This is a genomic window from Sulfurimonas sp., assembly GCF_034005705.1.
Classification (GTDB): domain Bacteria; phylum Campylobacterota; class Campylobacteria; order Campylobacterales; family Sulfurimonadaceae; genus Sulfurimonas.
In genome coordinates this window covers 173,146-197,614 of record NZ_JAVEUF010000002.1, presented here as the reverse complement: position 1 = coordinate 197,614, position 24,469 = coordinate 173,146, and the positions used below count along the sequence as shown (strand labels likewise).

Annotated in this window: 22 protein-coding genes; 19 read left to right on the top strand and 3 right to left on the bottom strand. The window is 42.5% G+C overall.

Going from position 1 to position 24,469, the window contains the following annotated elements; genetic code table 11:
- The first annotated feature begins 28 nt into the window (after positions 1–28).
- Genes RBR61_RS02475 through RBR61_RS02465 form a run of 3 tightly spaced genes read left to right on the top strand, consistent with a single transcriptional unit; the run spans position 29 to position 2,826 of the window.
- Entirely contained in the window at positions 29–1,105 is a 1,077-nt protein-coding gene (locus tag RBR61_RS02475) for a hemolysin family protein (RefSeq protein ID WP_320341923.1), read from the top strand.
- A gap of 11 nt (positions 1,106–1,116) precedes the next feature.
- Positions 1,117–1,959, top strand: coding sequence for an N-carbamoylputrescine amidase (gene aguB / locus RBR61_RS02470; RefSeq protein ID WP_320341922.1), 843 nt, complete (start codon positions 1,117–1,119; stop codon positions 1,957–1,959).
- Positions 1,960–2,016: 57 nt separating this feature from the next.
- On the top strand, positions 2,017–2,826 hold the full coding sequence (locus RBR61_RS02465; protein WP_320341921.1) for a J domain-containing protein: 810 nt from the start codon (positions 2,017–2,019) through the stop codon (positions 2,824–2,826).
- On the opposite strand, the gene RBR61_RS02460 is transcribed toward RBR61_RS02465, so the two are convergent.
- From RBR61_RS02460 to RBR61_RS02450, 3 genes are all read right to left on the bottom strand, one after another.
- Entirely contained in the window at positions 2,823–3,761 is a 939-nt protein-coding gene (locus RBR61_RS02460; RefSeq protein WP_320341920.1) for a DUF234 domain-containing protein, read from the bottom strand. The genes RBR61_RS02465 and RBR61_RS02460 overlap by 4 nt on opposite strands.
- Positions 3,762–3,773: 12 nt before the next feature.
- Positions 3,774–5,045 (bottom strand): DNA polymerase IV, encoded by a 1,272-nt coding sequence (locus tag RBR61_RS02455; protein ID WP_320341919.1) that lies wholly within the window; start codon positions 5,043–5,045, stop codon positions 3,774–3,776.
- Positions 5,046–5,190: 145 nt separating this feature from the next.
- Positions 5,191–5,994 (bottom strand): ion transporter, encoded by an 804-nt coding sequence (locus RBR61_RS02450; RefSeq protein ID WP_320341918.1) that lies wholly within the window; start codon positions 5,992–5,994, stop codon positions 5,191–5,193.
- Positions 5,995–6,079: 85 nt separating this feature from the next.
- On the opposite strand from RBR61_RS02450, the gene RBR61_RS02445 reads away from it, so the two are divergent.
- The 16 genes from RBR61_RS02445 to RBR61_RS02370 all read left to right on the top strand — a co-directional run bounded on the left by RBR61_RS02445 (position 6,080) and on the right by RBR61_RS02370 (position 24,467).
- Complete coding sequence (locus RBR61_RS02445; protein ID WP_320341917.1) at positions 6,080–6,553, top strand: hypothetical protein; 474 nt, start codon at positions 6,080–6,082, stop codon at positions 6,551–6,553.
- On the top strand, positions 6,546–7,391 hold the full coding sequence (nfo, locus tag RBR61_RS02440) for a deoxyribonuclease IV (RefSeq protein ID WP_320341916.1): 846 nt from the start codon (positions 6,546–6,548) through the stop codon (positions 7,389–7,391). The genes RBR61_RS02445 and nfo overlap by 8 nt, the downstream gene beginning before the upstream one ends.
- A gap of 50 nt (positions 7,392–7,441) precedes the next feature.
- On the top strand, positions 7,442–8,650 hold the full coding sequence (locus tag RBR61_RS02435) for an outer membrane protein transport protein (RefSeq protein ID WP_320341915.1): 1,209 nt from the start codon (positions 7,442–7,444) through the stop codon (positions 8,648–8,650).
- Between the two features lie 8 nt (positions 8,651–8,658).
- Positions 8,659–10,395, top strand: coding sequence for an ATP-binding protein (locus tag RBR61_RS02430; RefSeq protein WP_320341914.1), 1,737 nt, complete (start codon positions 8,659–8,661; stop codon positions 10,393–10,395).
- A 160-nt stretch (positions 10,396–10,555) separates the two neighbouring features.
- Complete coding sequence (locus tag RBR61_RS02425) at positions 10,556–11,806, top strand: diguanylate cyclase (RefSeq protein WP_320341913.1); 1,251 nt, start codon at positions 10,556–10,558, stop codon at positions 11,804–11,806.
- 14 nt (positions 11,807–11,820) lie between these two features.
- On the top strand, positions 11,821–12,264 hold the full coding sequence (locus RBR61_RS02420; RefSeq protein WP_320341912.1) for a nucleoside deaminase: 444 nt from the start codon (positions 11,821–11,823) through the stop codon (positions 12,262–12,264).
- Between the two features lie 106 nt (positions 12,265–12,370).
- On the top strand, positions 12,371–12,550 hold the full coding sequence (locus tag RBR61_RS02415; RefSeq protein WP_320341911.1) for a hypothetical protein: 180 nt from the start codon (positions 12,371–12,373) through the stop codon (positions 12,548–12,550).
- A gap of 1 nt (position 12,551) precedes the next feature.
- Positions 12,552–14,267, top strand: a complete 1,716-nt coding sequence (locus RBR61_RS02410; protein ID WP_320341910.1) for a lysophospholipid acyltransferase family protein — start codon at positions 12,552–12,554, stop codon at positions 14,265–14,267.
- 255 nt (positions 14,268–14,522) lie between these two features.
- The gene (locus RBR61_RS02405; RefSeq protein WP_320341909.1) at positions 14,523–14,912 is read left to right on the top strand and encodes an NAD(P)H-quinone oxidoreductase subunit 3; all 390 of its coding nucleotides are present in this window, start codon (positions 14,523–14,525) and stop codon (positions 14,910–14,912) included.
- Positions 14,894–15,403, top strand: coding sequence for an NADH-quinone oxidoreductase subunit B (locus tag RBR61_RS02400; RefSeq protein WP_294884873.1), 510 nt, complete (start codon positions 14,894–14,896; stop codon positions 15,401–15,403). The genes RBR61_RS02405 and RBR61_RS02400 overlap by 19 nt, the downstream gene beginning before the upstream one ends.
- A complete protein-coding gene (locus RBR61_RS02395; protein ID WP_320341908.1) occupies positions 15,403–16,209 on the top strand; it encodes an NADH-quinone oxidoreductase subunit C in 807 nt (268 codons plus the stop codon). The genes RBR61_RS02400 and RBR61_RS02395 overlap by 1 nt, the downstream gene beginning before the upstream one ends.
- 8 nt (positions 16,210–16,217) lie before the next feature.
- Positions 16,218–17,456: an NADH dehydrogenase (quinone) subunit D gene (gene nuoD / locus RBR61_RS02390; protein ID WP_320341907.1), complete on the top strand. Its 1,239-nt coding sequence runs from the start codon at positions 16,218–16,220 to the stop codon at positions 17,454–17,456.
- Complete coding sequence (locus RBR61_RS02385; RefSeq protein WP_320341906.1) at positions 17,456–17,677, top strand: NADH-ubiquinone oxidoreductase subunit E family protein; 222 nt, start codon at positions 17,456–17,458, stop codon at positions 17,675–17,677. The genes nuoD and RBR61_RS02385 overlap by 1 nt, the downstream gene beginning before the upstream one ends.
- A 14-nt stretch (positions 17,678–17,691) precedes the next feature.
- Positions 17,692–19,725: an FAD-dependent oxidoreductase gene (locus RBR61_RS02380; protein WP_320341905.1), complete on the top strand. Its 2,034-nt coding sequence runs from the start codon at positions 17,692–17,694 to the stop codon at positions 19,723–19,725.
- A 12-nt stretch (positions 19,726–19,737) separates the two neighbouring features.
- On the top strand, positions 19,738–21,981 hold the full coding sequence (locus RBR61_RS02375; protein ID WP_320341904.1) for a 2Fe-2S iron-sulfur cluster-binding protein: 2,244 nt from the start codon (positions 19,738–19,740) through the stop codon (positions 21,979–21,981).
- On the top strand, positions 21,981–24,467 hold the full coding sequence (locus tag RBR61_RS02370; protein ID WP_320341903.1) for an NADH-quinone oxidoreductase subunit G: 2,487 nt from the start codon (positions 21,981–21,983) through the stop codon (positions 24,465–24,467). The genes RBR61_RS02375 and RBR61_RS02370 overlap by 1 nt, the downstream gene beginning before the upstream one ends.
- Positions 24,468–24,469: the final 2 nt, after the last annotated feature.

The window sequence follows — 24,469 nt, the reverse complement described above, 5'->3', positions numbered from 1 at the left end:
TAACCCACGTTCTCATTGGAGCAGTTCTATGACTCTGCTCATTATTTATCTCTCACTTGCTATTTTAGTATCGTTTTTATGTTCAATTTTAGAGGCGGTTTTACTCTCAAGCACGAACTCTTATATAGAGAGCCTCTCAAAAGACCACAATGAAAATCTGGTCAATAAGTTAAAAGGGCTGAAGTCAAATATAGACAAGCCAATATCTTCTATATTGACAGTCAATACGTTTGCGCATACAATGGGAGCTGCAGGTGTAGGAGCTCAGGCTCAGATACTTTTTGGAGAGGAGTGGCAAGCGCTTGTAGCATTTGTTATTACGCTTCTGATCTTATACTTTTCAGAGATCATCCCTAAGACCATAGGTGCGCTTCACTGGAAAAAACTGTTGGTTCCATCAGCGTACATAATCTCGTTTATGATGACGATAAGTGCGCCTTTTACATGGTTCTCATCATTTTTGACAAACTATATCTCAAGAAACAAGAAGCATCAAAGTAATTTCTCGCGTGATGAGATCATGGCAGTCGTAGCAATGGGTGAGAAAGAGGGGGCGATCCTTAGCAAAGAGAGTGATCTCATAGAGAACCTCTTAAAGCTCAAAAACATAAAAGCAAAAGATATTATGACACCAAGAAGCGTTGTTTTTTCTCTATCGGCAGAAACAACGATCGAAGAAGCGGTAGAAGATGACAGGATGTATATTCACTCCCGTATTCCTATCTATAGAGAGACGCTTGATGATGTTGTGGGCATTGTCTTTAGTCAGAGAATTCTTGAAGAGAGCAATGAAGATAATGACAGCATGACCTTGGAGAGCATTTCACATGAAGTGCATATGGTCTCTGAAAACGTACCTGTTCCGCATCTTATAGATCTTTTCGTAAAGAGAAAGACACACCTGTTTATAGTTTATGACAGCTATGGTCAGACTGTCGGTGTCGTTACGCTCGAAGATGCTATCGAGACGCTTTTGGGTGTCGAGATCGTCGATGAGATGGATGAGATCGAAGATATGCAGGTCTTTGCAAAAGATAGAAGCAAGCAGTTTCAGGACAAGATGAAATTCGAGCGAAAAAAGATGGAAAAAGCTAAAAGCGTTTAGTGAGGTAGAAGATGGTTAAGGTCAGTGCTGTTCAGATGCAGATGAGTGAAGATAAAGCTTCAAATGTTGCCAAAGCCGAGAGCTTGGCAAGAGAGGCGGCCGCAAACGGCGCTCAGATAATTTTACTCCCCGAACTCTTTGAGGGGTACTACTTCTGCAAAGACATGGATGAGAAGTACTTCTCGTGGGCGGCTCCAAGAGAAGGTAACAAGCTTATAGAGAGATTTTCTGCTTTGGCAAAAGAGCTTAAAGCGGTTATTCTGATAAGCTATTTTGAGAAGAGCGATGATGGTTATTTCAACTCTCTTGTCGTTGCAGATGCGGATGGCACTATAATGGATAATTACCGCAAAACGCATATCCCTGACGGTCCAGGATATGAGGAGAAGTTCTACTTTAAACCGGGTAATACAGGCTTTAAAGTATACGATACTGCTTATGCAAAGATAGGTGTCGGTATCTGCTGGGATCAGTGGTTTTGCGAAACTGCGAGAGCTTTGACGCTTATGGGTGCTGAGATCATCTTCTACCCGACGGCGATCGGAAGCGAGCCTGAGATCCACCTTGATTCAAAAGAGCATTGGCAGAGAGTCCAGATGGGACACGCTGCAACAAATACCGTTCCCGTGGTAGTTGCAAATAGAATCGGCGAAGAGAAAGGCGAGACATGCAGCCTCAATTTTTACGGCTCGTCGTTCATAACAGACTATACGGGGGCAAAGATAGCAGAAGCATCTAGGGACAAAGAGGAGATACTCTACGCCGAGTTCGATATAGAGGAAAATCAGAAGCAGAGACACTACTGGGGTCTTATAAGAGACAGACGCCCCGAGATGTATAAAAACATCTGCTGATTTGGAACTGTTTTTGCTACAAATATGAAGCAAAACAGTCCAAAAAAGGTTAAGTTGATGGAGATAGTGCTAAGAGACAATCTTATTTTAGTCACTACAGACTTTGATACGTTAAACACTCAGTGGATGAAAGAGTTTTTAAATCACCACTCCAGAGGTATGCTTTTTTTGCCTAAAGCGGTGATGGTGTTTAGAAATGAGATCTTGGCTCAAGAGCGTGAGAGATTCATTAACCAGCTAAGCCAATACCACGCCACAAAACATGATTTTTCACATGAGTTTTTTCTTCGATCACTGCTCAAATTCGGAAACCAGCCGATCAGAATAGAGTTGAACAAACAAGAAGAGCCTCAAGAGATAGCGGTCAATCTTTATGCTTACAACAGCGATACCGTACTTATATCGCTTGATTATCCGAATTCTTGGGTGCTGAGCTATCTTCGTTCACAGCTTGAAGTCTATGTTGAGAGGGGAACCGATATATCTTTGGTCCTTGACGTCTCAGACTATAAGGCAAAAGCTAGGCTGGAGAGAGCACTTGACAAGCGTAATGTTCTTCATTACCAGATAAGATACAGCTATAACAACCGCTTTATGAGCAAGTTATACAGCGATTTTGCAAAGTACAGTTTCGGAAGCTTATGCAAAGAGGAAGAGGATGAGCAGAAAAATCATTTTTACTCGATTTTGCAGTGTCCTGTTGGTGCGAGTCAAAGTGATCTGAGAGAGAGCTATAAAAGACTTGCAAAAGCGTACCATCCCGACAAAGTGCTTCAAGAGGCTCCACACATGGTAGAGCACTATACACAGAAGTTCCAGCTTCTTCAAGAAGCATACTCAGCTCTTAAAGATGAGAGACACCTCTAAAAGAAGTTATCTATTATCTCCTCTTTTTTAGCGCTCTTTACGAGTGCTTCAAAATCCTGTGCGCTGTAGAGGGCGAGTTTTTTCCCCTGATGGCTTAAAAGTTCTTTTGAGAAGCCTCTTTTGGAGAAAATAACTGCCTGAGTAGGCTCAATACCGAGCTTTTGACATTTGTCCAAGAGTTTATGCCACTCACTCTTGTTTACCTTGTGGTTTGACCACTTGCACTCCGCCACGTAAACCTTCTCATCTTTTGTTATGGTGAGTATATCTATCTCGACATTTGCATCCCAGTAACTTCCAGAGCTCAGTATCTGGGAGTCTCTTAGGTTGTAATTTAGCAGAACTTCGGAGAGCTCCTCAAAAACCAGACTCGTATAGCTGTGTCTTCTTTTATGAAAATCTTTAAAAAAAGTGTCATATTTGTTCGCTTCGATCTCCCTTGCGTGCGGGGCGATAAAGTAGAACCAGAATCTTATGAAGGGGTGGGTAAATAGGACTTTGTGCGAGATCCTGTATCTTGAGACCTCTCTTTTTAGTTTGCCTTTTGGGTTTAGTGAGCGCGCAGGCTCCTCTCTTGAGAACTCTATTTGAACAAGCCCTTTTTGCTCTAAAAAGTTGAGCGCGCTTCCGCCGTTTGCGTTGTTGAGACCTGCTCTGTTAAATGCGGAAAATATCTTTCTATCACCTACCGCTAAAGCACGAAGAAGACGAAGGCATCCTTTGTCCGCCAAGGTCAGCTCTTCTATCTTTTTTCTAAGAGACACATAGTTGTTGAGTATCAGCTCTTCGACCAAATAGTCTATCTCTTTGGTTGTGTCAAGCTCCCATCCCAGACCGCCGAATATCGAGAAATATTCTATCTGTGTCTCCATGTCATCTGGGTAGTTTCTTGAGAAAAAGGAGCGGAACTGCTCTAAGAGTTTGTTTTTTATCATTGATTTATTCTATCATAATTCACTTCCCCATTTCAACATATCTATGCCGTATTTTTCTCTTATGTTTTGCGAATGCTGGGTAAGTCTGTGCATCCTCTGCTCCTCTGCAAAATTTATAAGCGAGAGCTCCCTTTTTGAGTCTCTCGTAAAGCTTGAGCAGTTGATGCTTATGCGTATGACTTGAAGCCTTTTGTGGGTGTCCGCCTCACCAAAGAGCGTTAGACACAGAGAGTCAAATTTTTTTTCGGTAAATATTTCGCAAAGCGTTATGTTCTTGTGCGACTTTTGATTCATCTCGTAGGCGATAGAGAGATGAAAGACAGTAGGGATGACTTGAAGTTTCATGATGGCAAAACTGAGATGGCGGGCGAGAACGTGCACTCTTCTTTTTAGCTCCTCTCTGTCGTAGATAGGGTCGAACGTTCTGGAGATTCCTATGGATTTTCTTATATGTTTTGTATTTATCTCATCATCGCTTTTGCCGCATACTCTGGCGTAGAGCTCTTTTGCGTAAGGTCCCCACGACTCTAGTGTTCCTCTTCTTCTCTTTATCTCCCCTAGGGTGTGTATCTGCGCACTTTTTAGTTTTGCTTTCATACTTTTGCCGATGCCCGCAAACTCTCCGACGGGGATATTTTCTATAAAACTGTCCAGCTCATGTGAATATACGACTCTGCATCCAAACGGCTTTGTGTGAGAAGTGGCAAGCTTGGCGATATAGCGGGTTGGAGCTGCCCCGATGGATACGGGAAGCTTTATTACCTCTTTTATCTCGTTTTTTAAATTTTTTATAAAATCTTCTACATCCTTATCGTCTATCCAGCCGCCAAGATCACCGTAAAATTCATCTATGCTCGCCTGCTCGACGAGCGGTATCTTGGTCTGCAAAAAGTCGTGAAGTTCGTGCGAGAGCTTCTGGTACAGAGACATATTGGGCGCTTTGATGATAAGATGCGGGCAGAGGGTTAGTGCCTCTCTGATGCTCATGGCAGTCTTGATGCCGTAGGACCGAGCTTCATAGCTTGAGGTCGTGAGTATGCCTCGCACACGCCCATCCTCATCCGTAAAAGAGGCAATATCGTCATCTTTTTCTTCATAAGCTTTATAAAAAGTAGGAACGAACGAACCAGAGTTCTCAAAGTTGACAGTCTGTTTTTTGGCGTCTTTGTTAAAGATCTTAGTATCGCTCCGCCCGCCTATAGCAACGGGCTTGCCCTCAAGCAAAGGCTCTTTGATGCGCGCGGCACTTACAAAAAAGCAGTCTATATCTATGTGTATTTTCATACTATCAGTATAGACAAATTTCTAAGCAGAAGTTAAAAATATGGCAAATTGCAAAGAGAAAAGAGTGTAACGTTTGAAAGTAGCCAATAAATTACCTACGGGCAATTTATTGGTTCTAATAATGTTTGTTTTGCCAGTACGTTATCTAGCTCTTAACGCTCGCTTTAAGCAGAACTTTTAACTCCGCAATCTCTGCTCTTAGCAGTGAGAGTTCACTGTTTGTGTGATTCTCAGCTATGTGAACCTCTTCTACGATATGCTCCTCCTCTTTTTTGTTTATGATCGACATCGCGTCAACTACTATGGCAACTATAAGGTTTATCATAACAAAGGTTACGACAAAGATAAACGGAACAAAAAATGTCCATGCCAGCGGGTAAACTTCCATAACAGGGCGGACTATCCCCATAGACCAAGACTCCAACGTCATTATCTGGAAAAGGGTGTAGAAAGATTCGCCCAGCGTTCCGAACCACTGTGGGAATTTTTCGGAGTAGAGCTGCGTTGCCATGATGGCAAAGATATAAAAGAAGAGACTCATAAGTGCTGCGATGGAGAGCATTCCGGGGATAACGCTGATAAGTGCCGAGACTATCTTTCTCATCTGAGGCACGATAGTGACCAGCCTAAAGAGTCTCAGAACCCTTAAAACTCTCAGTATCTCAAAACCTGCGCTTATAGGTACAAGCGATATTGCCACAATGCTAAAGTCAAAAATGCTCCACGGGTCTTTGAAAAAAGAGAGCCTGTGAACATAGATGCGCATCGCAATCTCTATTGTAAAAATTGAGATGACAAGAGTGTTGAAAAGTGAAGTAACTCCGCCAAAATTTGCCATAAACTCTTTTGAGGTCTCAAGCCCCATAGTTATACCGTTTAGGATGATAAGGTAGGTTATGAAGTTTATAAAGCCTTTGCTCTCTACAATCGTTTGGATTTTACTGTGCATTTGGTTCCTCTGAAATTTTTTTTTGGAATTTTATCAACCTTTGAATAACGCTTGGCAGTTAATTTTATGTCGGTACAATTCGATTATGAAATATATGTTACTGATTTTTACTCTTCTTTTTTTTAGTGCATGCAGCATCAAAAACTATGAACATACGCAGACAAAGATCATTACTATAAAATCGCCAAAGATGAAGTTCTCAGACGTAGGTTATCTTCGCAACAGCGAGAAATCCATAGAGCTTGAACTCTTTATGGCAGGCAAAAGCATAGAGAAGATAGCCATAAACCATCTCATTTGCATTAGCAGTGGCTGTATGAGTAAAAGCGGCTTTAACAAAGATTATCTAAATGAGGCATATCCCGATGATACGCTTCAAAACATACTGCTCTCCCATGCTATTTACGACGGGGCAAATCTGAGCAAAACAGCTGATGGATTTACTCAAAAGATACAAGATAAAGATGTTGATATAAGCTACAGAGTGGAATCAAAGGGCGTTTTTTTCAAAGATAGAAAAAACGGCATAATATTTAATGTAAAGGATATAGATGAATAAATTTGTAGGCGCACATGTAAGTGCAAGCGGAGGCGTTTTCAATGCGGTTGAAAATGCAGTGGCCATAGGCGCAAAAGCGTTCGCTCTTTTTACCAAAAACCAGAGACAGTGGAGCGCAAAGCCGCTTGATGGCGAGACGATAGAGAAGTTTAAAAAAGCGCTTGAGCAGAGCGGTATCTTGCCAAAACATGTGCTTCCTCACGACTCTTACCTTATAAACCTGGGTCACCCGGAAGCAGATAAAAGAGAGAAGTCTATGGATGCTTTTTTGGATGAGGTGCAGAGGTGTGAGCAGCTGGGGCTTGATAGACTCAATTTTCACCCGGGAAGCCATCTTAAACAGATAAGCGAAGATGAGTGTTTAAGCAATATTGCAGATGCCATGAACAGAACTCTGGAGAAAACGGAGGGTGTAAGCTTGGTTCTTGAAAATACTGCAGGACAGGGAAGCAACCTAGGATGGAAGTTTGAGCATTTGGCTCAAATAATAGACAAAGTAGAGGACAAAAGCCGTGTCGGAGTCTGCATAGACACCTGCCATATGTTCACGGCAGGTTATGACATAAGAACAAGAGAGGCTTACGATAAAACGTGGAGCGAGTTTGAGAGGATCATCGGGTTTAAATACCTGATGGGTATGCACATAAACGACTCAAAAGCGAAGTTCGACTCGCACGTTGATAGACACCACTCTTTGGGCAAAGGCGAGATAGGGCTTGATGCGTTCAGGTTTATCATGAACGATGAGAGAATGAACGATATACCGCTTATCCTTGAGACGATCGATGAGACCATCTGGAAGGATGAGATAGCGCTTCTTTACTCTTTTGAGAATTAAGCAAAATTCATATAAAATCAGCGACTGTTTAATAAAAGGGGATTATTAAAGTGAAAGCTATTGTTTTGTTATCTGTGAGTGTCTGTGTTTTGTTTGCGGGGGGCTACAAAATACCAGAGACCTCTTTGAACTCCGTTGCTCTTAGTGCTGCCAATGTCGCACATAATTCGAGTGCAGATGCGGCATACTACAATCCTGCCAATATGGTTTTTATGAAAAATGAAGCGGTCATGGAGGCTAACCTGATGTATATCGGGCTTAGCGATATAAATTATAAAGCGGCAGGCATAGACATAGATTCCAAAAGAGAGAACTTTATCGTTCCCTCTCTTCACTATGTCTCGCAGGAGATAAGCGGCGCGCGTTACGGGCTTAGCATAGTCTCTCCAGCCGGGCTTTCAAAGAGATGGGAGAGTGCCCCTGCGGTTTACAAAGCGGAGGAGTTTACACTTCAAACGGTAGAGATAAACCCGAGTGTCGCACTTCCCATTGGCGATAAGATAGCGGTTGCTTTGGGAATCAGAGCAATATACTCAGAAGGAGTGGTAAAAAGTACTTCGCCGATGGCTTTGCGCGATATGAAGGGTGATTCTATAGATTTGGGCTACAACATCGCTCTTGCATACAAGCCGACATCTGAACTTGAGCTGGCTTTGACATACCGCTCGAATGTTGATCTGAGCGTAGAGGGAAGTGCCGATCTTTCTTACACAGGCACATTGGACGGCTCCGTTCCGCTTGCCACTTATACTTCAAGCAGTTCTGCATCGGTAACAGTGCCGGTTCCTGCTCTTTTAAATTTAGCAGTTGCCTATACTCTGCCGAGTGAGACAACACTGGAGTTCGTTTATGAGAGGAACTTCTGGTCGGAGTATAAAGAGCTCGATTTTGACTACGGCTCAAGCGTAAATGCGGTCACAAATATTGTCTTTGGCACACCTGTAGCCAAGAAGTGGAGAGATACGGATGTCTTTCGTTTTGGCATAACGCAAAAAATGGAAAAATTAACACTTATGGGCGGTTTTCTCATCGATGAATCACCCGTGCCAAACGAGACGCTTGGTTTTGAGCTGCCCGACTCTGACTCGTTCTCTGTATCGCTCGGTGCAAGATACCAAGTGAGCGAGAAGATAAATGTAGGCTTCGGCGCTCTTTATTCGATAAGAGAAGATAAAAAGGTCTCAAACAGCTCACTTGAGGGCGAATTTTCAAACGCAAACGCGCTGCTGATATCATCAGCTTTAGAGTATAGATTTTAAGGATATATTTGGAAACATTAATTGATTTTTTAGAAGCAAAAGATATAGAAAAAACGGTTATTTTTGCTCAGCTAAAATGTAGTAAAACAGAAGCACAGTTGTTACAGACACTTGCAAAGAGATATATGCGCGGGGAAGATGATGTTCTCATACTGGACCTGCTCCAAGAGATATACGGCAACGAGAAGTATGAGGGGATAAAGCATATAGCCGAAGTCAAGCTTCTTTTAGAACTCGGCTGGCTCCATCAGCAAAGCTTCACGCCTATAAAGATCTCGGAAGTAACGCCGCTGGAGCTCTTAAACAGCGCGGTCGGGCTCTCTCCGTCGTTTTTAAAGCTTCTTCAAGAGGGGGCGCTTGAGAGCGAACTGCCGGACATTAAGCCATACTCTGACCATCTGGAATATCTTCAAGATCAGTTTTTGCGCATAGACCTCTACCAAAAGATGAGTGCTATCCGCCAAAACGTGCATGAGCACTCTTTGGGCATAGACAGAACGCAGGCAAAACTAAAACTTCTTGAAAAGCGCATAGAGGACAGAGTCGCTCAGACTCCTGAAAAGCTGGTGCTCGATAAGTTTTTCAAGCAGAAAAAGATGGACGCAAAAGAGCAGGTAATCTTTCTGGCACTTCTTCGTGAAGAGTACAGTGCGACAGACGCCTCTTTGCGTGAGATGAACACGCTAATAGAGCTTATATCGCTTGATGAGTATGAGCGTATAAAGAACCGCTCTCTCTTGGAGGACGGCTCGAACCTTATAAACGACGGAATAATCGACTATGAGGAGATGTTAAATCCTTTCGGCGGTATCTCTCGTGCGTTTTATATTGTCGATGATGTTCTTCAAAGCATTATCCATCCGCAAAAAAATAAAAAGGTTCGCCGTATAAAGCTTAACACGCTTATCGACGAACAGGATATTTTTGAGCTTGTAGAACCAGAGACCTCGCTTGAAGATGTCGTACTGGCAAACGAGACGCAAGAGACGCTTAAAAACCTTATGAGACAGCTTGACAAAGAGGTTGTCGGAAGACTTGTAGAGTGGGGCATCAAAGATAAAAAGAGCGGCATTGATGCTAGGATAATCTTCTACGGTGCGGCTGGAACCGGTAAGACCATGACCGCGTACTCTCTTGCAAAGTCGCTTAAGCGTCAGGTTCTGGCGTTTGACTGCTCAAAGATACTCTCTATGTATGTGGGAGAGAGCGAGAAGAACGTAAGAAAGATATTTGACACCTTTTACGATCTGTGTGAAAAGACAAAGACTGAGCCTATCCTTCTGTTAAACGAGGCTGACCAGTTTTTGGGCGCTAGATCTAGCGGAACAAACAGCGGCGCAGATCAGATGCACAACCAGATGCAGAACATATTTTTGGAGCAGATCGAGAAGTTCAAGGGCGTGCTTATTGCAACTACGAACCTGCTTGAAAATATAGACAAGGCGTTCTCAAGACGTTTCAACTATAAGATAGAGTTCAAAAAGCCAAACAAAGAGCAGAGGCTTGCATTGTGGAAAAAGATGCTTCCTCTAAATGCGCCTTACGAAGAGGGCTTTGACGTAAACGAGCTCTCAAGCTACTCTCTGACTGGCGGACAGATAAGTCTGATAGTAAAAAACACGGCGTACAAAGTAGCTGTGAGAGAAAAACCTCTTTTTACGCTCGAAGATTTCGAGCAGGAGATAAAAAAAGAGAAAGATGCGAGTTTTGACAGCGAAAAAATGATGGGATTTTTAAATAAATAGAATCTTAAAAACAAACTGGAGAATAGTGTTCTCTTGACAAAGAAAGAGAGAAATAAATATTTATTTCAGCATATCTTCTGGATACTAAAGAAGCTAAAAATGCATAAGACATCGAGGTATTTGTAAAAATTGGCTATGATTGCTTTAGCGCGGAGGAAGCATGAAATTAGCTAACGATATACTAACTCTCAATGACTATGAAGTTGCAATTTTTGACCACTCATATAACTCGGTAGTGATAACTACGCCTCTGTTAGAGGGAGACCATCCAAAGATTTTATATGTAAACGATGCATTTACGCAGATGAGCGGTTATACAAAAGATGAGATTGTAGGAAAAACCCCCAGAATTTTGCAGGGTGAAAAAACAGATAGAGAAGTCTTACGCAGACTCAAAGAGTGCCTGATAAACAGGGAGTATTTTGAGGGAAAAGCGATAAACTACACAAAAGACGGCAGAGAGTACTGGGTTGAGTGGAACATCTCGCCAGTTTATGATAAAGATAAAAAACTTATAGCCTTTTTGTCTCTTCAAAAAGATATATCTCTGCCTCAAAAACTTCTAAATCACATAAAACTTTTTCAAAAAGCCATAGACCAGAATCATGATGCCATCGCACTCTTTAATGCAAAGGGCGATTATATATATGTCAACAAATCCTATACGCAAAGAACCGGCTACAGCGCAGAGGAACTTATTGGAAAAAATCCAAGAATATTAAAATCCGGTCAACATGATGAAGAATTTTATAAAAATCTTTGGGATAATCTTTTTAACAAAACATCTTTTGAGACTATATTTTGCAATAAAAATGCAGATGGCCTGCTCTATTATGAAAAGCAGACGATCACGCCTATTGTAGAGGATGAAAACCTTATCGGATTTGTTACTATCGGTAAAAATTATGATATAGAACAGGAGCAGAAAAAGCAGTTAAAAGAGGATGTCTTTATAGATGATCTGACAAGACTTTTCAACAAAAAAGCCTTTGATGTAAAGTACAAGAGCGCCATAGAGAGCTATGCAAATGGTGGGAACTCTTTTAGCATGATGTTTATAGACCTCGATAATTTCAAACAAGTAAATGACAATATGGGTCATGACAAGGGAGATGATGCTCTTAGAAGTTGTGCAGACTTCTTAAAAGAGCATATTAGAAGAAGCGATGACATTTTTCGATTTGGCGGGGATGAGTTTATAGTTCTGCTCTACGGTGCAAAAGAACAAGATGCTTCCATGCTTTGCGAAAAACTAGAAAATCTGTTTTTAAATTCAACTATTGCAAAGAGCTATAATATAGGGATGAGCATAGGCTATAAAGAGTATGGCGGCGAAGAGGGTGATATATTTTTTAAAGAGACGGATGAAGAGATGTATAATAAAAAAAGAGAAAGAAAAGCCCGCAGATAAAGGATGAAAAAAAGATGAACTACTTTATGCACCAAGCGGTCAAAGAGGCATTTAGCGGCGTAGAGCACAACCACGGCGGGCCGTTCGGTGCAGTGATCGTAAAGGACGGCAAGATAATCTCAAAAGCGCACAATCAGGTTATAAAGAACAACGATCCTACTGCTCATGCCGAGATGAGCGCTATCAAAAAAGCTTCCAAAAAACTAGGCACGTTCGATCTAAGCGGATGCGAGATATATACTACATGTATGCCGTGCCCTATGTGTCTGGGTGCTATAAAATGGGCAAACATTAAAACCGTTTACTATGGTGCCTCAAGCAGAGATGCTGACAATATAGGCTTTAGAGATGAAGAGTTTTACGAAAAAGAGACTCTGGAGCTAAAGAACATCGACAGAGATGAGTGTCTGAAGCCCTTTGAAGCGTGGAGCGCAAAAGAGGACAAAACTCTCTACTAAAGTTTAAAACTGTTATAAATCGTAACACTTCTGTAACCTCTCAGTAATTAGTCTGTAACAAATTTTATGCAAAATGCCATTATAAAATTTGTTACAGGAGGCCTAAGTGCAGGCTTTTACAATATCGATAATAAACTACCTCGCAAAGTACTACTACATAAACCATGATGAAGCAAAAGAGATGGTAAATGATGAGTGGGACTACATAGAACAAGAGTATATAAACGCAAAAGAGACGCCAAAAGATATTGCAAAGTATCTTATCTCTTTGTATATGGTGGCGTAATATGTCTATCAGCGTAGAGAACTACTTTAACCATAACTACCCCTCTTTTTCAAGATGGCCGAGCCTTGTGCGAAACGGAGTGCTCTCATTTTTTAAAAGAGCTTTTCATGAAGATGAGATAAATGATGTTTTAGTAAAAAACAGACATCTCGATGCGTTTGATTTTATTGAGTTCGTACTTGATTACTTCAGCATTGACATCACTATAAACAAAAATCAGCTCTCAAGGATACCCTCTTACGGCAGAGTTGTCATAATAGCAAACCACCCGCTGGGCGCGCTTGACTCTTTGGCACTTTTGAACGTCATAAAAGATGTAAGAAAAGATATAAAGATAGTCGCATCTAATTTTTTAGAGGAGTTTAAAAATCTCGATGAAGTGCTTATCCCGATAGAGAATGTAAAAGGGAAGATGCAAAGAGGCTCGGTGGAGGCGATCTACGAAGCGCTTCAAAAAGAGCAGGTCGTAGTGATCTTTCCCTCCGGTGAAGTGAGCCGCGCAAGACTTGACGGCATAAAAGATACAAAGTGGAAAAAAGGGTTTTTAAAGATAGCACAAAACACTAAAGCTCCGATCTTGCCTATATATATCGATGCGAAAAACTCAAAGACCTTCTATCTTCTCTCAATGCTTAACAAGGCGCTGGCAACGGCTACCATCCCGCATGAGATGTTCAAACACTACAACAAGAACATCTCCTTTACCATAGGCAAGAGTATTCCATACGAGAGCTACTATGCGCCAAACATCGAGATATCAAACAGGGTGAAGCTTCTGCGCAAGCACTTCTATCAGGTTGCCAAAAAGCAAAAAGGTATCTTTAAAACTCACAACGGCATAGCCTTGGCGGAGAACAGGCAGGAGCTTAAAAGAGAGCTTCAAAATGCAAAAGCCATAGGCGAGACTACGGACGGCAAGAAGATCTATCTCTACGCAAATGCGGATGAGAACGTTCTTATAAAAGAGATCGGAAGGCTAAGAGAGATAAGTTTTAGGCAGGTTAAAGAGGGGAGCGGAAAGCAGAGAGACATAGATGATTTTGACTACTGCTACGAGCATATCATCCTTTGGGACGACAAGGATCTGGAGATCGTAGGTTCGTACCGCATAATAAAAGCGGGTGAGATGGTCGAGGCGTACGGCATTGACGGTCTATACTCCTCTACGCTTTTTGAGTTTAAAATCGAGTGTCAAGAGTATCTGCAAAACTCCATTGAGCTTGGACGCAGTTTTGTGCAGCCCAAGTATTGGAACTCAAGGGCGCTTGACTACCTGTGGCAGGGGATAGGTGCATACCTCAGAACAAATCCCGATATACGTTATATGTTTGGATGCGTTAGCATATCGGGTTCTTACAGCGATGAGGCGACGGCTATTTTGGTCTATTTTTATATGAACTATTTCGGTTCAAAGGTAAAGAGTGTAAAGCACCATGAGAGCTATATTATCGATGAGGCTAAGAAAAAGAGGTTTGAAGAGCTCTTTTTTAATGACGATTACGAGAAGGACATTGTCATCTTAAAGCATGAACTTCAAGTAATGGGCTATGCGATACCGACACTCTATAAACAGTACAGTGAACTTTGTGAAGAGGGCGGAGTGGAGTTTATAGACTTTGGCAGAGACAAAGAGTTTGAGAACTGTGTTGACGGCTTTATCGTTGTCGATACAACCAAGCTAAAAGAGCAAAAAAGAAAACGTTATCTCTTACGATAGTGTTACAATGTAGAGAGTTTGTAATGATTTTCTCTCATTTATGTTTCAGTACTACACATAGGCTCTAAAAGAGCGAAAAAATGTGTAGTATTTGGTAACAGTACCCGCTTCAAATATCCTCTTAATCTTTTATTTAATACTCTTTTTGCTACAATCCACCTAACTGTTTTTTCTAAAAATATGTGAAAATATTTAAGTCAAACGGCTTATGTTTTTATGCGTTTTAAAACAATAATAATAACAAAGGTAGGTTATATGGAGCATGTAGTGACTTCAAATCCGTATTTTGGGGTATTTGTACTTTTCCTTCTGACATTCGGTGCATTTATAGTAACAACGATAATAGCGCGTTTGGCAAGCCGTGCGTTGGCGGCTAAAAATACTGAAAAAATAAAACTATCGGTATATGAGTGTGGACCTGAGGTTACAAAACAGCCAAATAGAATCTCTCCGCAGTTCTATCTATTTGCACTGCTTTTTTTGCTTTTTGACGTAGAGATAGTCTTTATGTTCCCTTGGGCGGTTGACTTTAAACTGCTTGGATGGTTTGGTTTTGCCGAGATGTTAATGTTTATACTGCTTTTAACGATCGGTTTTATTTATGCATGGAAAAAAGGAGCGCTTGAATGGCACAACATAAAATAAATTATACGCAAAACGGCGGATTGCCGGTTGCACTTACAAGTATAGACAAGATAGTAAACTGGGGACGTTCCAACTCTCTTTGGGCGCTTACTTACGGACTTGCTTGCTGCGGTATCGAGATGATGGCATCTGGTGCTTCAAGATATGACTTCGACAGATTCGGAACGATCTTTAGAGCATCTCCGCGTCAGGCAGACGTTATGATCGTTGCAGGAACGCTTACAAAAAAACATGCCGAGTTCATCAAAAGACTTTATGATCAGATGACTGAGCCTAAATGGGTTATCTCGATGGGTTCATGTGCAAATACGGGCGGTATGTTCAACACCTACGCTACCGTTCAAGGAGTTGACAGAATAATCCCTGTTGATCTCTACCTTCCTGGGTGTGCTCCTCGTCCTGAAACGCTTCAGTATGGTGTTATGCTTCTTCAGAAGAAAATTCGTGCGAACCAAGCTTCAAGAGCGCAAAAAGCTAAAAGGTTGATGTAATGAGAGCTTATAAACCAAAAGATGACGTACAAGCAAAAGCCTATTATACGGATAGATTTTATGTCTCTCCTCAAGTAGCAAAATCTCCTGTAGAGAGCGATGAGATCTTTGCTGCAGATTTAGAAGCGATAAAGTCAAAAGTAGAAGTCCTTGACGCTTATATCCAAGTCGAGCAGATGGTAGTTTTCATCAAGCCTGAAGATAACTACAAGGTTTTGGAGCTTTTAAGAGATGAGTGTGGCTATACACAGCTAAGCGAGATGAGCGCCATCGACTGGCTTGCAAAAAGAGGCGGTTTTGAGATCTTTTATCAGATGCTAAGCATGAGCAAGCGCAAACGCCTTCGCATAAAGATGTTCATTAACAAAGGTGAGGCCGTAAACTCTGTAGAGAAACTTTTCCGCTCTGCTGACTGGTCTGAGCGTGAGATGTTCGATATGTTCGGCATCGAAGCAAACGGACATCCTTTCATGAAGAGAATTCTTATGCCTTACGACTGGCAGGGACATCCGCTTCTAAAAACTTATCCTCTGCAAGGCGATGAGTTTGCTTCATGGTATGAAGTTGACAAGATATACGGAAAAGAGGCACGCGATATTATCGGGCCTGAGCTTCGCGATACTGCAAAAGTTGACAGATACGACTCTGAGAGATTTGCACGCCTTGGACATGAAGTACCTAAAGGAACCAAGATCACAGGCAACGAGCCTAAGAATGAGCAGAACTATCAAGAAGATGGCGGTGTTTTCATGATTAAAAAATTCGATAAAAAAGATTCGGTCGTTATTGACGACCCTCAAAGATAGGGAGTACCATGCAAGTAAAAAACAGATTAACCCCGTTTTTTGAAAATATCACTTTTGATAGAGAAGACAATGAGATGATATTAAACTTCGGTCCTCAGCACCCTTCTGCTCACGGACAGTTACGTTTAATGCTCCATCTTCAGCAAGAGATGATCGTAAAAGCGCATCCGGATATCGGGTATCTTCACCGCGGTATGGAGAAGATGGCTGAGAATATGATCTACAATGAGTTCATGCCGACAACTGACCGTATGGACTATATTGCATCATCTTCTAACAACTACGGATTTGCATTGGCAGTTGAGAAGCTTGTAGGCCTTGAAGTTCCTCGCCGTGCAAAAGTCATCCGTATGATGCTTTTAGAGATCAACCGTCTTATGAGCCACCTTTTCTGGCTGGCAACTACTGCGCTTGATATCGGTGCTATGACTGTTTTCCTTTTTGCATTCCGCGAGAGAGAGTATCTTATGGACATTATCGAGGGGTACTGCGGAGCGAGACTTACTCATGCTGCTATACGCATCGGTGGAGTTCCTCTTGACATCCAAGACAGTTTTATAGCTCAGCTTAGAACATTCTTGGACAAGCTTCCTCAAAATATCAAAGATTATGAAGATCTTCTTGACACTAACCGTATCTGGTTGATGAGAATGGAAGAGGTAGGAACAATTTCTACTGAGATGGCGCTTTCATGGGGCTGTACAGGACCAATGCTAAGAGCTAGCGGCGTTGCTTGGGATATCCGTAAAGAGGAGCCGTACGAGCTTTACGATGAAGTAGAGTTCAAAGTTCCTTACTCTGACAAGGGTGACAACTTCGCAAGATACCGCATCTATATGGAAGAGATGAGAGAGTCTGCAAAGATCCTTTACCAGACAATAGATATGTACGAGAAGTGTGTTAAAGACGGAGAGACTGAACTTATGGCTCATGCGCCTAAATATGTATCTGCTCCAAAGCTTGACATTATGACGCAAAACTACTCTTTGATGCAGCACTTCGTTCTTGTGACTCAGGGTATGAGACCTCCTGTAGGAGAGGTTTACGTAGCAACCGAGTCTCCAAAAGGTGAACTTGGTTTTTACATCAACTCTCAAGGCGGACCTTACCCGTACAGACTAAAACTGCGCGCTCCGTCATTCTGGCACACTGGAATTTTAACTGACCTTCTTCCTGGTCACTATATTCCGGATGTTGTTTCTATAATCGGTACAACAAATATCGTATTTGGAGAGGTAGACCGCTAATGAAAAGATATGATTTAAGACACTTAAAAGATAATTTTGAACCTCGTATGAGAGAGATATTGGCATCTCACAAAGCCGGGGAAGTTGCAATCTTTTTATTTGAGATCGGTGATTTTTCTCCGATCCAAAGATCTGCTGATCTGGTAAAAGAGTGTGGGTATGAGTTGTTAAACTCTTTAAAGTTCAACGAAGTCGACTGGACTATCGTGACAAAAAAATAAGCAGGATCTAAATTTTGAGCAAAGTATATTTTTCTACTTGGAATGGTGAGTTTATAAATAACATCAACACACCTATAGAGGAGTGGAAAGAATCAGCTTACAACCTACCGGCACAATATGACAGCCACCGCGAATCAAAAGCTTTCATCGGCTGGGACGGCGTAGCACTTTTTGATGAAGATGTAGATGTTATCCGTCTTGCTATGGAGTACGCTGCACAGTATCAAGAGTACTCTGAAGCGTGTGGAAGATGCGCACCGGGGCGATGGGGCGGACGTATCTTATACGACCAGCTTGACAAGATCGCACGCGGCGAAGGTAGCAGGGCTGATTTGGACCATCTAAAAGAGATCGGCAAAAGTATGCAGATCACTTCAAAATGTGAGATCGGAAAAACTGTTCCGAACCCAATAATCGATCTTATGACTCATTTTGAAGATGTTTTTTTGGAGTGCATAGATGAGCAGAAACCCTCAAAACACTACAATGAGACAATAGGCTACATTGCAAAGATCACATCTCCATGTTCTGACGCCTGTCCTTCACATGTGGATATTCCTGCATACATCGAGGGAGTAAGAGACCTTAGAATGGACGACTCTCTTATGGCTACCCGTCAGACCATGCCGCTTGCGCACGTTTGCGGGCGCGTATGTCCGCATCCTTGTGAAGATGCATGTCGTCGTACTAATCTTGACGAGCCAATCTCTATTATGGCACTCAAGCGTCTTGGTGCTGACTGGGAGACCGATCACGGGTACGATTTCTTCCATCCAATGGAGAAGAAGCCGAGTATCGGGAAAAAAGTCGCGGTTATCGGTGCAGGTCCTGCTGGACTTACGACTGCCTACTATCTTGCGGCTGAGGGCGTAGATGTAGATGTTTACGAAGAGCTTCCTGTCCTTGGAGGAGAGGTCGCTGTCGGTGTTCCTGAATACAGAATGCCGATCGACAAGTACAATCAGGATATCGAGTGTGTCAGAGATATGGGTGTTAACTTTATAACAAACTCAAAGATCAACGCCGACGATATGAGAAGATTTGAGAGTGAGTACGATGCAACTATGGTCGCAACGGGTACCAGGATCTCAAAAAAAGTATACTGCGAAAACGAAAGGCCTGAGATAAAAGGTTACTGGGGTGCGATCGACTTTTTGGATAAAGTGAATCTTTATGAGAAGTACGGCTATACGATCTCAAAAGAGGAGCAGGAGAAAAATCTTCTCACTACCGACTATGTAGATCTAACAGGCAAGACTGTTGTTTGTGTCGGCGGCGGATTTACATCTATGGACGTTGTGCGCTGTGCGATCAGAGCTAATGCGAAAAAGGTCTATATGATCTACCGTAGAGATGAGAAGACTATCATCAAAAACACTACATATGAAGAGTATCATGAAGCTGTTGAAGAGGGTGTAGAGTTCCTTTTCCACTCGGCAGTAGCGGAGATGAGAGATGAGGATAATATCTTAAAATCGCTTCTTATAGATAAGTTCGAGCTTGTTCCAGATCCAAACGGCGGACGTGCAGAACTTGTAAAGATAGAGGGTGCTTCGTATGAGATAGTGGCGGATTATCTCATCCCTGCCGTTTCTCAGTCAGCTGATCTTAAACTTCTTCCTGAAGAGTGGGAGATCGAGAAGACCTCTTGGGCAACTATAAAGACGAACGGAAAAGACTATATGACATCCCGCAAAGGCATCTTTGCGTCCGGAGACTGTGAGTACGGCCCTATGACTATCGTAAATGCGGTGGGACAGGCAAAGCGTGCAGCTTCAGTAATGGCTCGTTACGTACAAACCGGAGAGATCACCTTAACAGACGAAGAGATCATGGAAGACCACTTAAGAAAACTTCGCGTTTACGATAAGAACGAGAAGGTAACGGGATGGCTTCCGGGAGTACCTCGTCAGCACTCAACGGTACTTGAAGTTGAAGACAGAAAGTACAACAACAAAGAGGTAAACCTGGGCTTTACCCAAGAAGAAGCTATGAGCGAAGCAGAGCGCTGTATGCGCTGTTACTATATCGCGATGGTACAGGCGTAAAGGATGGGTGCAATGAACAAAGTGATTAATTTTACGATTGATGGCGTCCAGGTCCAAGCGCAAAAGGGTGAGACAATTCTTACTGTAGCGCGTAAAGCAGGCATCTATATTCCTACTATGTGTTATATCTCTAAAACTACTCCGTGCGCATCTTGCCGTATGTGTGTTGTAGAGGCGAAGGGAGTTGATGGTTTTGTTTTAAGCTGCAACACGCCTCCGACCGAGGGCGTAGAGATCATTACAAACAATGACGCTCTACAAAACGAGAGAGTGAACATTATGAAGCTATATGATGTAAACCACCCTCTTGAGTGCGGTGTTTGTGATAAATCAGGAGAGTGTGATCTTCAAAACAAGACACTGGAGTTTAACGTAGAGCGCCAAAACTTCTCTGCCCGCGACCAGCTTCGTCCTTTGAAAAAATGGGGGCTTATAGATTATGAGCCATCACTCTGCATTATGTGTGAGAAGTGTGTGCACGTATGTAACGAGGTCATAGGTGATGATGCTATAGAGGTGCAGTTCGGCGGGTACAAATCAACCATTATTCCAAAAGGAAGCGACGTCCTTGATTGTACGTTCTGCGGCGAGTGTATCGCGGTATGCCCTGTTGGCGCACTGACAAGCAGCGGCTTTAAGTACAGAGCGAACGCTTGGGAGCTTGATCGTGTTCCTGCAACTTGTGCGCACTGTTCTGCAGGATGTCCGCTGGAGTATGAGACACGTCACAGCTCTATCAACGGCGCGGATGAGATATTTAGAGTTAAAAACAATTTCGAATTTACGTCTCTTTGCGGAGCGGGACGTTTCGGTTTTGACTTTGAGAACAGAGAAAATAGTGATGAAACTGCATTTAACAGAGCCGTAGAGGCATTAAAAAATGCAAAAGCGATCCGTTTCTCATCTATGATAACGAATGAAGAGGCTCATATATTGGGTCTTTTAAAAGAAAAACTTGGAATAAAGCTCTTCAATGAAGATGCAAGAGTCTTTGGCGAGTTTATGAGAGCATATAGCTCTGTAAGCGGGAAGCTTCACCACAGCGGCTCTCTTGATGCGATCAAGCACTCAGATGCCGTGATAGTGATAGGAAGCAGAATTGCAACCGATAATCCGGGTGTTAGATATGCGCTAACGACCGCTTCAAAACATAACGGTGCGAAGATCGTTTACGCGCACCCTATGGAAGATACGCTTATGCAAAACGTAACGACACAGATGATGAAGTATGAAGTGGGAACGGAAGAGGGCGTTATGGCACTTCTGGCTCATGAGATACTAAAAGATGCTGATATTGATGAGAGCGAGAGAGCATTTTTTAATGACCTTGATTTTGGTTATATCTGTGCCGAGACAAACATCGGAGAAGAGGAACTCTCTTTTATGAGCAAATCTTTTGCAAGAGCAAAAAAGAGAACGCTTGTAATAGGCAACGACCTTATGGCTCATGAGAGAGCAGCTAACATCGCTAAACTTGCGGCACTTATTGAGAAGCACAGTGATTTCTCGTTTGTGGTAGTTCCTCGTGAAGTGAACACTCTTGGCGTATCACTTATAAACTCTTTAGACCATGATGAAAATATTCCTGACGTGGTCGGGTATAACGCAAGAGGCGAGTTTGTGATCTCATCGTTAGAGGGTGCAGATCTGGCGGTACCTGCTCTTAACCAGCAGGAGGGAACGGTTGTTAGCATTGACAACAGAGTGCTTCCTACAAACGTGGCAGTTCAATTTGAGGGTTATACGTTAAATGATATTGCAAGAGCATTTGGCATAGAAAAAGATGAGACCATCGAATATACCAAAGAGCTAAGTAAAGAGACAGGATTTAAAGGTATCGCATTTGATGACTTAGAGAACTTCCTCTCACCTATGGGCGAAGATAACCGCGGTTATCTGCTTGACGAGGTAGCTTGTGAAGCAAACGGCGAGCTAGAAGAGCTTGATGATCTGCCTGAGTTCAACGGTACTATTATCTACCACTGTGATCCTGTGCTCCAGTTCAACAACTACACTCTAAAGACAGAGCAGCTGCCTAAGGACAACTTTCTTAGAGGCTCTGCCCAGTTTAGTGTAGCTGCTAGAATTTCGGACGGGGATCTCGTTGAGGTCAGTTTCGGGGGAGAGACGATCCAAAGAAAATTCAAACTTGATGATGAACTAAAAGGAACCGTGGCTCTAAATCCTACATTTGACATAAGCGTAGATGCAGGTAGATATAGGTTTGAAAAATCCAAAATAGTGAGAGTAATGTAATGAGCAAAATTACTATAAACATTGATGGAAGAGATATAGAGACGCAAGAGGGCGAGTATATACTCAATGCCGCTCGTGCAAATGATATCTTTATACCGGCGATCTGTTATTTGACGAGATGTAGTCCTACGCTAGCTTGTAGACTCTGTCTTGTAGAAGCTGACGGCAAGCAGGTGTATGCATGTAATGCAAAATCAAAAGAGGGGATGAGCGTCGTAACATCGACTGAAAATATCATAAAAGAGCGCCGTGCGATCATGGAGGTCTATGATGTAAATCATCCTCTTCAGTGTGGTGTCTGTGATCAGTCAGGTGAGTGCGAGCTTCAAAACTATACTTTGGAGATGGGCGTAGATGCACAGCACTATGCCGTTAAAGATGTAGACAGAAGCGATATCGACTGGGGGCATATTCACTACAATCCGGGCTTGTGTATAGTTTGTGAGAGATGTGTGACCGCATGTAAAGATATGATAGGCGACAACTCGCTTAAAACTGTGCCGCGCGGTGCCGATGCACTTGAAGCAGAGTATAAAGAGAGTATGCCAAAAGATGCTTATGCAATGTGGAACAAACTTAACAAATCTCTTATAGGTTTGACAAGCGGCGAAGAGATGCTTGATTGTACGAGTTGTGGTGAGTGTGCCGCGGTTTGTCCGGTCGGAGCTCTTGTCGATACACACTATATCTACACTACGAACGCGTGGGAGTGTAAGCAGATACCTGCAACGTGCGGGCACTGTTCTGCAGGATGTCAGATAAGCTACGATGTAAAACATACAAGCATAGACAATACCGATGAGAAGATATACCGCGTTATGAACGAGTGGAACTATGTTTCTCTCTGCGGTGCCGGAAGATACGGCTTTGATTATCAAAACAGAGTAGAGGCTAAAGATGAAGCGGCATTTGCAAATGCTGTTGAGGCGTTTAAAAAAGCCGACACTATCAAGTTTACATCTACCATAACGAATGAAGAGGCTCTGGTTCTTCAGAAGCTAAAAGAGAAGTTCGGTTACAAGCTTGTAAACAGTGAAGCAAAAGCGTTTCAGACATTTTTAAATAACTACAGCGAGATAAGCGGTACAAAGCTCTACGGTTATGACCTTGAAGCTACTCACAACGCTAACTTTGTTATATCGGTGGGAACTGCTCTTAAGAGCGACAACCCGAATGCGCGTTATGCTCTGAACAACTCCATGACGGTAAACAAGGGTGCAGGTCTTTACTTTCACCCTCTAAAAGATCCGGTCATAGAAGGGCTTGGCAAGAGTATAATGACTATGTATCACGCTCCGCTTCAAGAGGAGGCCATTTTATACCTTATCCTTGATCTATTTGCAGACAAAGAGAAGCTTCCAAGCGATATAGTCTCATACCTTGCATCGTTTCACTCTACAAAGACCGTAACGGTTGAAGAGGTGATCAAAGAAGAGGTTACCGAGATCGTCAAAGTGATGAAGAAAAACGAAGAGACGGGCGAAGAGGAAGAGGTAGAAGAAGAGAAGAAGAAGATGGTTCCTAAGAAGATATCAAAAGAGGTTGAAGTGGATGACAACCGTCTTTTAGAGATTTTAGGTGCAGATGAGAACTTTATGGAGACTCTGGAGAAAAACCTTGCTAAAAAAGATAGTTTTGCTCTCATAGCAGGACCGGATCTCTATACTCATCCAAACTCCAAAAATCTTGCTCGTCTTTTAGCGCTTATTGAAAAGTACAGCGCGTTTGAGCTAACGATGATACCTACGCTTACAAACTCTTTAGGAGTTGCACTGATTTGTGAGCTAGATGATGAGGCAGGCTCTTATACGATCGGCTACAACACAAAAGGTGACTTTACACTATCGGCTCTAGGTGAGGGTGATCTTGATATGCCTGCGATAAACCAGCAGGAGGGAACGCTTACAAGTATAAACAAAAGAGTGAACCCTACAAATGCGGCGATCGGTTACAATGGATACGAGCTAAACGATATTGCAAATGCGCTCGGGCTTAATGCTGAACTTGTTATTGAGTACACCAAAGAGCTTCCTGTTGCAAAAGGCTTTAGAGCAGAAGAGTTTGACAATCTTCCAAACCACTATGACAATGACGGCACGGAGCATCGCGGATACCTGCTTGAGAACATAGCTGTTCCTACAAGCGGCGATGAGAGCGTTTCTGCGTTTAGTGATGAGAAGATGCAGGGAACTCTTATCTATTTGGCAAATCCTGTAAGACAGTTCACTCCGTTTACATACAAGACTACAAACCTTGATGAGGTAAGCGGTGTTTATATGAGCGAAGAGTTCTTAAGCGGATCTGATCTTAACGAAGGAGACAGCGTGAGAGTCAAAAGCCCAAGCGGTGAGATCGTGGCAAATATAGTAAGTGATAATAAAATAAGCGGTGACATAGTTGTGTTGCCGACATTTGATTCTAAATTAAATTCAGAGGCACTGTTTAGCTCATACCGCTTTGCAACAGCTTCGATTGAAAAGGTGTAATA